Consider the following 12,312-nt stretch of genomic DNA (forward strand, 5'->3'; position numbering starts at 1 on the left):
TAAGAATAAAAAGACACATAGCTGCTCATGAAAAACAAACATGATATAAAAAGAAAGATTATTCAATTGGTAATCATATCTAATGGCTTTGCACGAAAAAATTCTCAGATGTTATTCAATTTTTTTGAATGATTTTGGAGAATCTCAACTGATCTTTTTGTTGTAGTTATATTTCTTGCAAACCAAAAAAAGTTATATAAAAAAGTTGGTTCTACAGATTACACTTATAAATTTTTAATATTAACTAAAATTGCAAACAATGAAAAAAATAATACTCTTCGTATTCTTAACACTTTCACTTATCTTGAAAGCACAGCAAAAGTTAAAACTTCAAAATGATAAAGAAGTAATAGAGTTTCAAATTTCAACAGAAAAATTTTTAGTAAAATTCAAAGATGAAGATAGGGAAACCATTCAAAAACAGAGTAATAATCAATTTACAGAAATATCTAAAAACACTGCTATAATAAAGACCGCTCAACTTAATTACACAGATTTTACCAACACAAAATCAGCGTTAAAAAATAAATTTAGTGATAAAGTAACAAGTATTGAACCAGTCTTGATATATAAAGACGGAGTTGAACAAGTTTGTAATGGAGAACTCAATGTTAAAACAAAAATTGAGGTTGATTTCGATTTACTTCTGAAAGAATACAATTTTACGATTAAAAAAGATGACTTTCTAACAAATCAATTTTTGATAACGATAGACAACATCTCAACTCCAGAATTATTTGCATTGGCTGAGTTTTTACAAAAGAATAAAAATATTGATTATGCCGAACCAAATTTTATTAGATTTATAAAACCCCAAACCACAGATCCTTTTTATGCTTCGCAATGGACAATAAACAATCAGGGATATTTTGGAGGTACTATAGATGCAGATATGGATGTAGATAATGCATGGAATTTTTCTACAGGTAACGGAATAAAAGTAGCCATTATAGATGAAGGAGTAGATTTGAATCATCCTGATTTAAATGCAAATCTTTTACCGGGGTATGATGCAACAGGAGGAAATTCTAGCGGAGGTCCCTCAAATAATGATGCTCACGGAACAGGTTGCGCAGGTATTGTGGCTGCGGTAGCTAATAATAATATTGGTACTGTTGGCGTAGCATACAATTCAAAAGTTATCCCGATTAGGATTGCATTGAAAGATAACAATGGTTTTTGGCAAACTAATGATAATTGGATATCAGCAGGCATTAATTTCGCGGTTCAAAATCAGGCGGATGTTTTAAGTAACTCTTGGGGAGGAGGAAGTCCATCTTCTACAATTACCAATGCAATAAATAATGCCGTTACAAATGGCAGAAACGGAAAAGGGGCTGTTGTTTTATTTGCTACTGGTAATGAAAACGTTGCAGTTAGTTATCCTGCTACGTTGCCAAATGTTATAGCAGTTGGGGCTAGTTCAATGTGTGACCAAAGAAAAACACCCACTTCTTGTGACGGAGAATCTTGGTGGGGGAGTAACTATGGTGCTGGAATTGACGTAGTTGCACCGGGCGTAAAAATATATACTACGGATATTTCGGGATCAGCAGGTTATGATTATGGAGATTATAGATCTGATTTCAACGGAACCTCTTCTGCTTGTCCGAATGCAGCAGGTGTTGTTGCTTTAATACTATCTGTAAATCCTAACTTAACAGGAGTAGAGGCGAGACAATATTTAGAAACTTCAACAGATAAGGTAACGGGATATTCATATTCTTCAAATGTAACCGGTCAGGCAAATGGGACTTGGAATAATGAAGTTGGTTATGGTAGAATTAATGCTATGAATGCGGTTCTAAAAGCTTTAAATTTAAGTATAACTGGAAATCCAACGATTTGTACTTCTACAACTAATATTTATACAATACAAAATTATGCAAATGGTCTTGTCACTTCTTGGAGTTGTTCATCAAATTTAATTTTGTCAAATCCAACAAATAACTCTGTTAGTGTAACAGCAAACGGTTCAGGGAATGGGACAATAACCGCTACTTTTCAAAGTGGACAAACTTTAACCAAAAATATTTGGGTAGGACAACCAACATTCAATGTACAAAAAACAAATGAAACCTGTGGTCAATATCGTTTTGTTACTTTAACAATTACGAATATGGATATTGATGCCTCACATGTTTACGATTATTCTTTTATTAATTTACCAACAGGAATTACATATACCAAAACTTCAAATAATGTGTTTCTTTTCAAAATATCATTAAACACCTATACTCAAAATTATTTCATCTATACAGCCAAAGCTACGTTAGGATGTGCTACAAGTTCGTATAGTAATTACGCTATGTTAGGCAGTTGCCCAAGCAGTACAATAAGCGCGCAAAAAACGACAACAAATGAAGAAACCGTTCAATATGTAGTATATCCAAATCCTTCAAGTGATATATTGAATATTTCATTAATAGATGGAAAGACAGTCCCTGTAAAAACTTCAAAAATCACAGCTACATTATATGATTTGAATGGAAATAAAACTGAAAGTATTTCGGTTATAAACAATATAGCTTCGTTGAATGTTAGCAATTATAAAAAAGGGATATATGTATTGAAAATAGACATTGATGGTCAAACAGAAAGTCATCAGGTAATTATAAAATAGAAATTAATTAACTTTAAAATAGCGGTTTATATCTGAAAATAAATAATATGAAGTTTTATAAAAACATAAAATGTATTTTTTCTGCTCTAATGATACTGATGGGTTCAGTATCATTTGCACAGGAAATAGTCGTTCACGATCCCGTCGTTATCAAACAAAAAGGCACCTATTATTTGTATTGCACCGGTAACGGAATCAGTGTTTTTAGTTCGAAAGATTTAAAAAACTGGAATCCCGAGCCGCAGGTTTTCAAAGACAAACCTGTTTGGGCAGATGGCGTTGCGGCCGATTTCAAAAATCATATTTGGGCGCCGGATATTTCATTGCACAACAATGTCTATTATCTGTATTATTCGGTTTCGGCTTTCGCCAAAAATACGTCGGCGATTGGTGTGGCGACCAATACAACATTAGATCCAAAAGACAAAAAATACAAATGGGTCGATCAGGGAATCGTGATTCAATCGCAACCCAATCGCGATATGTGGAATGCTATTGATCCAAATTTAATCTTCGATGAAAACAATACGCCGTGGTTATCATTTGGTTCTTTTTGGGAAGGATTGAAACTGGTAAAACTAAATCCCGATTTAAAATCGATCGCCCAGCCACAAGAATGGCACACGATTGCAAAACGAAAAAGAACTTTCGAATTACCGGATGCAGACCCGGGCGATGGTGCGCTTGAAGCTCCTTTTATCTTTAAGAAAAACGGTTATTACTATCAGTTTCTTTCTTGGGATTTATGCTGCCGCGGAGAAAAAAGTACTTATAAAGTTGTTGTTGGAAGATCTAAAAATGTGATAGGACCTTATGTCGATAAAGACGGAAAATCTTTAAACGAAGGTGGCGGAAGTATCGTAGTTCAGGGCGATGAGAGTTACTTTGGCGTAGGCCATAACAGCGCTTATACGTTTGACGGAAAAGATTATATTTTCTATCACGCTTACGAAAAGAAAACCAACGGAACACCAAGATTAGTCGTTAAAGAAATGCTTTGGGACAATGATTTATGGCCCGTTTTAAAATAGAATATTCAAAATAATGAAAAAATATACCTTCCATATCCTCACGATTTTTCTATCATTTTTGATTTTTGTGTCCTGTAAAGAAACCAGAAATGATGTCGTGCAATCGAATAAAACATCGGCCTTAAAAGCGGGTTACGAAATAGAACCGGTCAACATTCAAAATGTAAAACTGACCGATTCTTTTTGGTTGCCTATTATAAAAAGAGTGCAGGAAATTACGATTGCATACGCCATTCAAAAATGTAACGAAGAAGGTCGATTCGAAAATTTCTTAATTGCAGGAAAACAAAAAACAGGAACAGTAAGAGGAGAAATGCCTTTTGATGATACCGATGTTTATAAAATTATCGAAGGCGCGTCGAATACCTTAATTAGTGCACCAAATCCAAAACTTGAAAAAGTATTAGATTCCTTGATTGCCATTGTAAAAATTGGTCAGGAAAAAGATGGATACCTAACAACCTGGAGAACCATAAACCCTGCAAAACCACCAGCGCCTTGGGTTCCGGTTATTGAAGGAAAACGTTGGGAATCATTACAAATTAGCCACGAATGCTATAATGCAGGACATTTGATCGAAGCTGCTGTGGTACACTATGAAGCAACCGGAAAAAGAAATTTCCTTGATATTGCCATCAAAAATGCCGATTTATTGGTAAAAACTTTTGGCGACAAACCAGGTCAGGTAAAAGGAGTTCCGGGACATCAGATTGTAGAAACAGGTTTGATCAAGTTGTATCAAATTACCGGAAAAGAAGATTATCTAAAACTGGCAAAATATTATTTAGACAATCGCGGAAATCCTAATAATCATAAATTATATGGCGAATATGCGCAAGATCATATTCCGGTAATACAGCAAAACGAAGCAGTTGGTCATGCTGTAAGAGCTGTTTATATGTATGCGGGAATGACAGATATTGCCGCCATGACAAAAGACAAAGGTTATACCGATGCTGTGAATAATTTATGGAACAATATGGTAAACAAAAAAATGTACATCACTGGCGGAATTGGTTCAAGACACGACGGAGAAGCTTTTGGAAATAATTACGAATTACCAAACTTAACCGCATACAACGAAACCTGCGCTGCAATTGGCGATGTATATTGGAATCACAGATTGCATAATCTTACCGGTAAATCGCAATATTTTGATGTGATCGAAAGAACGATGTACAACGGATTAATCTCCGGAATTTCGTTAGACGGAAAAGAATTTTTCTACCCAAACGCCTTAGAATCTGATGGCGTTTTTAAATCGAACAGAGGATCTTGCACACGTCAGGCTTGGTTTGACTGTTCTTGCTGCCCAACGAACTTAATCCGATTTGTGCCTTCGATTCCGGGATTGATTTATTCAAAATCAAAAGACGCGCTTTATGTCAATTTGTACGCTTCAAACAACGCCTCTTTCAATTTAGGAAAAACTGATTTACAGATTTCTCAGCAAACCGGATATCCTTGGGACGGAAAAGTAGTCCTTTCGGTTAACCCGAAAAAACAAAGCCAATTCACAATCAAATTGAGAGTTCCAGGTTGGGCAAGAAATGAAGTTTTACCGGGCGATTTATATTCTTATAAAAAAGCTTCGACTCAAAAAGTAACAATCAATTTAAACGGAGAAGTTTTAGCCATTCAGCCACAAGACGGTTATTTCACCATTACCAGAAATTGGAAAAAAGGAGACAAAATCAATCTTAATTTCCCAATGGAAGTTCAGGAAGTGGAAACAAATGCCAAAGTTGAAACCAACAAAAACAAAGTCTCTTTAGAATACGGACCAATCGTTTATGCTGTAGAAGAAATCGATAATAAAACCAATTTCGATAAAATAAATGTAGCATCAGGAGATACTTTCAAAGTAAAAAAAGAACCTAATTTATTGCAAGGCGTAAACGTCATCGAAAATTCAAAATTCAAAGCGATTCCTTATTACAGCTGGTCAAACCGAGGTGTTGGGAAAATGAAAGTTTGGTTGGATTATAAAGGGAATTAAGAATATAGAACAAAGAGTAAAGCACATAGAATAAAGATAATGCCACAGATTAAAGGATTAAAAAAGATTAAAAAAAAGTTCCGAAGGAACGAATCATATTGTAGAGACGGATTTCAATCCGTCAGACGCATAACATAAAAAATATCCACTCCCGATAGCTATCGGGATAAAGGATTAAAAGATTAGAAAAAAATCTGCTCGATCTGCATAATCTGCGAGAGAAATATTTAAACACATAGAAACATAGATTTCTAAATGAATAAAAAAGAGAATAAAACAAATCTGGATTTGCACACATAGCTATGTTTGTTTAGATAAATGAAATACCTTTTTTAAGAATCAAAAGATATGTTTCTATGTGTTTAAACCCTCAAAGATTAGAAAATAAAATCTGCTCAGATTTGCAAAAATCTGCGTGAAACAAAAAAATAAAAATCCGTTTTAATCCGCGTCATCCGTGTGCCATTAAAACACATTTAATTAAACAAAAAATGAAGTCCAATTTAATTACCAAAATTACCCTTTGTGGTTTATTGCTTAACGGCTTTTATGCTTCGGCACAAAAAAACAATCTTCAGGTAGACGCTGCAAAAACCGTTACCAAAATTCAGCCTACGATGTACGGAGTGTTTTTTGAAGACATCAATTTTGCTGCTGATGGAGGATTATATGCCGAAATGATCAAGAATAGATCCTTCGAATTTGAAACGCCTATGATGGGTTGGAACGAACCCAACAGCGACCGACACAAATTAAACCTTCAATCCGGAATCGCGAACATCATTCAGTATTCTCAAAAAGGAACTAATCATAATTATTGCCGAGTTACAATAAACGATGCAAATGGTTATGAATTGATCAATGAAGGTTTCAGAGGAATGGGAATCAAGAAAGATCTAAAATATAATTTATCGCTAAAAGCTTCAAAAATATCTGGAAATGTTTCGAAGATTAAAATCCAATTCATTGATAAAAATAAAAAGGTATTAGGCGAAACTTCGATTGTTCCAACAGCAAAAGATTGGACGAGTTATACGGCACAATTAACCGCAACGGCAACAGAAGCAAAAGCGCAAATCAGAATCACTTTTGAAGGAAGTGGAGTAATCGATTTAGATCAGATTTCTCTGTTTCCGGAAGATACCTGGAAAGGCAGAAAGAACGGAATGCGTGCTGATTTAGTACAATTATTATACGATTTGAAACCAGGATTTTTACGTTTTCCGGGCGGATGTATTGTAGAAGGAAAAACGCTGGCATTGCGTTACCAATGGAAAAAATCGATTGGAAATGTTGAAGACAGAGAAACCATGATCAACCGTTGGAATACCGAATTTGCGCATAAACCTGCACCGGATTATTTCCAGAGTTTTGGATTAGGATTCTATGAATATTTCCAACTTTCAGAAGATATTGGAGCTGCACCATTACCTATTTTAAGTTGCGGAATGGCGTGCCAATTCAACACAGGAGAATTGGTACCAATGGACCAATTAGATCCGTATGTACAAGATGCTTTAGACTTAATTGAATTCGCAAACGGAGATCAAACTACCGCTTGGGGAAAAGTGAGAGCGGATATGGGACATCCAAAACCATTTAATTTAAAACATATCGGAGTTGGAAATGAGCAATGGGGACCAGATTATATCGAGCGTTTCAAAGTATTTCAAAAAGCGATAAAAGACAAATATCCAAACATCACAATTGTTTCGGGAACAGGACCATTTCCTGACGGAGATTATTTTGATTACGGCATGAAAGAACTTAAAAAACTAAATGCTGAAATTGTAGACGAACATTATTATAAAGATCCGGCCTGGTTTCGTAAAAATGTAACACGTTACGATAATTATGACCGTAAAGGACCAAAGATTTTTGCTGGAGAATATGCAGCGCAAAGTGTAGCGATTGCAAGTCCGGATAATAAAAACAACTGGGAATGTGCTTTTTCTGAGGCCGCTTTTATGACCGGAATGGAGCGTAATGCTGAGGTAGTTCACCTGACATCTTATGCGCCGTTATTGGCTCACGTAGAAGGCTGGCAATGGACTCCGGACATGATTTGGTTCAACAATTTACAATCGTACGGAACACCAAATTATTATGTTCAGAAATTATTTTCTAATAATAAAGGAACCGATTTAATCAATATTACAAAAGACGGAAAAGCCATTACAGGACAAAATGATTTGTTTGCATCGGCAGTAAAAGATGTGAATTCTAAAGAAGTAATCCTGAAAATTGTGAACGCTTCTGCATCGGCACAAAATGCTTCAATTGATGTAAAAGGAGTAAAATTAGACACAAAAGGAACGGCAATAATCTTAAAAGGTGACGGAATAAATGATGAAAATTCTTTTGAATCTCCAACTAAAATTAGCCCAAAAGAAAGCGAATTTAAAGTAAACGGAAACAAGGTTCAATATGATTTTCCGGCTTACTCAGTTACCGTTTTGAAGATAAAGATGAAATAATCGCAAGATAATAAATGTAAAATCAACGTTTGTTTTCTGTTTTTATTCTAAACGACTGTTTTGATGCATTATTTGCAAAAATTAAGAGGCTTATTTTTATTAAGTGTTTTTTGTACACTTATAAAATATTTATATTTATATTTGTCATTATTATAAAATGAATTTCGAATGAAAAATTACGTTATAGGATTGGACTACGGAACAGATTCAGTTCGAGCGATGCTAATAGATACTGAAAATGGGCAAGAGCTGGCATCCAATGTTTCTCATTATAAAAGATGGAAAAACAAGCAATATTGTGACGCGGCTGCAAATCAGTTTCGTCAACATCCATTAGACCATATTGAAGGTTTAGAAATCACTATTCAAACGGTTATAAAAGAAAGTAAAGTCGATGCTTCGCAAGTGCGCGGAATCTGTATTGATACTACAGGATCTTCTCCTGTGCCTGTTACGAAAGAAGGAATTCCGTTGGCCTTGACAAAAGGTTTTGAGGAAAATCCGAATGCGATGATGGTACTTTGGAAAGATCATACTTCGATAAATGAAGCAAACGAAATCAACGAACTGGCGGTAAGCTGGGGCGGGGAAAACGTAACCAAATATGTAGGCGGAATTTATTCATCAGAATGGTTTTGGGCAAAAATCCTGCACATTGCCAGAGAAGATGAAGCCGTTCGAAATGCAGCGCACACCTGGATGGAGCACTGCGATTTAATGACCTATTTATTAATAGAAGACAAAGATTTAAAAACCTTTAAAAGAAGCCGTTGCGCAGCAGGTCATAAAGCGATGTGGCACGAAGACTGGAATGGGCTTCCGCCAGTGGAATTCTTAGAAAAATTACATCCATATTTAGCAACACTTCGTGGTAATTTATATGATGAAACGTATACATCAGATGTAGTTGCCGGAAATCTAAGCAAAGAATGGGCAGATCGTTTAGGACTTTCTACAGATACAGTTGTAGCGGTAGGAACTTTCGATGCACACTCTGGAGCTGTTGGAGCTAAAATTGGAGAAAATACTTTAGTTCGCGTAATGGGAACTTCGACTTGTGATATTTTGGTAGGTTCAAAAGAAGAAGTAGGAACCAAAACCGTTCGCGGAATCTGCGGACAAGTTGAAGGATCTGTAATTCCGGGTTATATTGGTTTAGAAGCCGGACAATCTGCTTTTGGCGATTTACTGGCCTGGTACAAAGAATTATTGCTTTGGCCAACCGATCATTTATTAACGGCTTCGACTGTTTTAAATGATGCTCAAAAAGAACAATTAAGAGAAGAATTCAGCGATAAATTAATTGTAGAATTGACAAAAGAAGCAGAGAAAATTCCAGTTTCAGACAGTCTTCCAATTGCTTTAGACTGGATCAACGGAAGAAGAACTCCAGATGCTAATCAGGAATTAAAAAGCGCGATTTCAAATCTTTCTTTAGGAACAAAAGCGCCACATATTTTTAAAGCTTTAGTAAACGCAATTTGTTTTGGAGCGAAGAAAATCGTGGATCGTTTTGAAGAAGAAGGTGTAAAAATCGACAGTGTTATCGGGATTGGGGGCGTTGCCCGTAAATCTCCTTTTATCATGCAGACTTTGGCAAACGTCTTGAACAAGCCAATTAAAATTGCAGCTTCAGACCAAACTCCAGCTTTAGGAGCGGCGATTTATGCAGCAGTTGCAGCAGGAATTTATCCGAATGTAATTGAAGCAAGCCAAAAAATAGGAAGCGATTTCGACGGAGAATATTTCCCTCAATTAGACAAGGTAGCAGCATATCATAAACTGCTTTTGGCATACGATCAATTAAGTGCTTACGAAGATCCAACTATTAAAATTTCGCAACATGAGTTCTCTTTATAAAGATTTAAAACAGGAATGTTACGAAGCCAATATGCAATTGAATGCATTGAACTTGGTAGTATATACTTTTGGGAATGTAAGTGCGGTAGACAGAGAAAATGGTGTTTTTGCCATTAAACCAAGTGGCGTTCCGTACGAAGATTTAAAACCGGAAGATATTGTGATTGTCGATTTTGATAATAATATTATCGAAGGTTCTATGCGTCCGTCATCAGACACAAAAACGCATGCTTACTTATATAAAAACTGGCCAAATATTGGAGGCGTTGCGCATACACATGCTACTTATTCGGTAGCCTGGGCACAATCACAGCGTGATATTCCAATCTTCGGAACAACACATGCCGATCATTTAACGGCTGATATTCCGTGTGCGCCACCGATGGCAGATTCACTTATTGAAGGAAACTACGAACACAATACCGGAATTCAGATTTTGGATTGTTTCAAAGAAAAAAATCTTTCATACGAAGAAGTAGAAATGGTTCTAATTGGAAATCACGGTCCTTTTGCCTGGGGGAAAAACGCAGCCAAAGCCGTGTACAACAGCAAGGTTCTGGAAGTCGTAGCTGAAATGGCCTATCTGACTTTACAAATAAACCCAAACGCGCCAAGATTAAAAGATTCCCTAATAAAGAAACATTACAATCGTAAGCACGGAAAAGACTCGTATTACGGACAATAATTGTTTATTCGGTAAATCGGTAAATCGTTTAATCGGTTCCGTTTTCACGATTAAACGATACAACAAATTAACAGTTCAATAAATAAACGATTAAACATAATGATAGATATATCTCAAAAAGAAGTTTGGTTTGTAGTAGGAAGCCAGGAATTATACGGTGAAGAAACACTTAGAAAAGTGGCAGAACACTCGCAAATAATAGCAAAAGGATTAGACGGATCATCTAGTATTCCTGTAAAAGTGGTTTATAAAGATGTGGTAAAATCTCCTGCTCAAATATTAGATGTTTGTTTAGCGGCAAACACGGCTAAAAACTGTATCGGGATTATTGCCTGGATGCACACTTTTTCTCCGGCAAAAATGTGGATTGGCGGATTGAGTATTTTAAAGAAACCATTATGCCATTTGCATACACAATATAACGCTGAAATTCCTTGGGGAACTATCGATATGGATTTCATGAACCTGAACCAATCGGCACACGGAGATCGTGAGTTTGGTTTTATCATGTCCAGAATGCGTAAAAAACGTAAAGTAGTGGTTGGACATTGGGAAGATCCTCGCGTTTTAAATAAATTAGGCGTTTGGACAAGAGTTGCTCTTGGATGGGATGAACTTCAAAACTTAAAAGTAGCCCGTATTGGAGACAATATGCGTGAAGTTGCCGTTACAGAAGGCGATAAAGTAGAAGCTCAGATTCGTTTCGGAATGTCGGTTAACGGATATGATTCTTCAGATGTTAGCAAACATATCGAGAAAGTTACAGAGCAACAATTGAATGATTTATTAGCCGTTTATGAATCTTCTTATTCTTTGACTGATGCTTTAAAAGAAGGCGGAGCGCAAAGAAGTTCATTAGTAGAAGCAGCAAAAATAGAATTAGGTTTAAGAGCTTTCCTTGAAGAAGGAGGTTTTGGAGCCTTTACAGATACATTTGAAAACCTTGGAGTTTGGAAACAACTACCGGGAATTGCAACACAAAGATTAATGGCCGATGGTTATGGTTTTGGTGGCGAAGGCGACTGGAAAACCGCTGCAATGGTTCGTGCCTTAAAAGTGATGAACGTAGGTCTTGAGGGAGGAACATCTTTCATGGAAGATTATACGTATCATTTCACTCCACAAAAATCATATGTTTTAGGATCTCACATGTTAGAAATTTGTCCGTCTATTGCAGAGGCAAAACCATCATGCGAAGTACATCCTTTAGGAATTGGCGGAAAAGAAGATCCAGCTCGTTTGGTGTTTAATTCACCTGCAGGAGATGCAATCAATGTTTCTTTGGTAGATATGGGAAATCGTTTCCGTTTGATTGTAAACGAAGTGGAAGCTATTAAACCATTAGCAGATTTACCAAAATTACCGGTAGCCAGGGTTTTATGGGATTGCAAACCAAACCTTGATATCGCGGCAACTGCTTGGATTCTTGCCGGAGGAGCGCATCATACCGTTTACAGTCAGGCCATCACAACAGAATATATGGAAGATTTTGCTGATATCGCCGGAATCGAATTATTGGTTATTGACGCAAAAACAACCGTAAGAGACTTTAAAGATAAGATCAATGCGAACGAAGCGTATTATCATTTGTTTCAACATGGACTTTAATCTAAGGTACTAAGTTGCTATCGCGATAG

At 36.2% G+C, this 12,312-nt stretch carries 7 protein-coding genes; all 7 read left to right on the plus strand.

The window, feature by feature from the left end; translation table 11 throughout:
• Positions 1 to 259 precede the first annotated feature (259 nt).
• Positions 260 to 2,623 carry a S8 family serine peptidase gene (locus IRZ78_RS02925; RefSeq protein WP_194615106.1) on the plus strand — a complete coding sequence of 788 codons (2,364 nt, stop codon included), beginning with the start codon at positions 260 to 262 and terminating at the stop codon, positions 2,621 to 2,623.
• A 98-nt stretch (positions 2,624 to 2,721) separates the two neighbouring features.
• Positions 2,722 to 3,654, plus strand: a complete 933-nt coding sequence (locus IRZ78_RS02930; RefSeq protein WP_347349810.1) for an arabinan endo-1,5-alpha-L-arabinosidase — start codon at positions 2,722 to 2,724, stop codon at positions 3,652 to 3,654.
• Between the two features lie 13 nt (positions 3,655 to 3,667).
• Positions 3,668 to 5,653: a glycoside hydrolase family 127 protein gene (locus IRZ78_RS02935; RefSeq protein ID WP_194615108.1), complete on the plus strand. Its 1,986-nt coding sequence runs from the start codon at positions 3,668 to 3,670 to the stop codon at positions 5,651 to 5,653.
• 491 nt (positions 5,654 to 6,144) lie between these two features.
• Positions 6,145 to 8,130 carry an alpha-L-arabinofuranosidase C-terminal domain-containing protein gene (locus IRZ78_RS02940; RefSeq protein WP_194615109.1) on the plus strand — a complete coding sequence of 662 codons (1,986 nt, stop codon included), beginning with the start codon at positions 6,145 to 6,147 and terminating at the stop codon, positions 8,128 to 8,130.
• A gap of 168 nt (positions 8,131 to 8,298) precedes the next feature.
• Complete coding sequence (locus tag IRZ78_RS02945; RefSeq protein ID WP_194615110.1) at positions 8,299 to 9,990, plus strand: ribulokinase; 1,692 nt, start codon at positions 8,299 to 8,301, stop codon at positions 9,988 to 9,990.
• A complete protein-coding gene (locus IRZ78_RS02950; RefSeq protein ID WP_194615111.1) occupies positions 9,974 to 10,675 on the plus strand; it encodes an L-ribulose-5-phosphate 4-epimerase in 702 nt (233 codons plus the stop codon). Before IRZ78_RS02945 ends, IRZ78_RS02950 begins: the two co-directional genes overlap by 17 nt.
• A gap of 99 nt (positions 10,676 to 10,774) precedes the next feature.
• Positions 10,775 to 12,283 carry an L-arabinose isomerase gene (gene araA, locus IRZ78_RS02955; RefSeq protein ID WP_194615112.1) on the plus strand — a complete coding sequence of 503 codons (1,509 nt, stop codon included), beginning with the start codon at positions 10,775 to 10,777 and terminating at the stop codon, positions 12,281 to 12,283.
• Positions 12,284 to 12,312: the final 29 nt, after the last annotated feature.

It is taken from the genome of Flavobacterium sp. CSZ (assembly GCF_015350725.1).
Lineage (GTDB): Bacteria > Bacteroidota > Bacteroidia > Flavobacteriales > Flavobacteriaceae > Flavobacterium.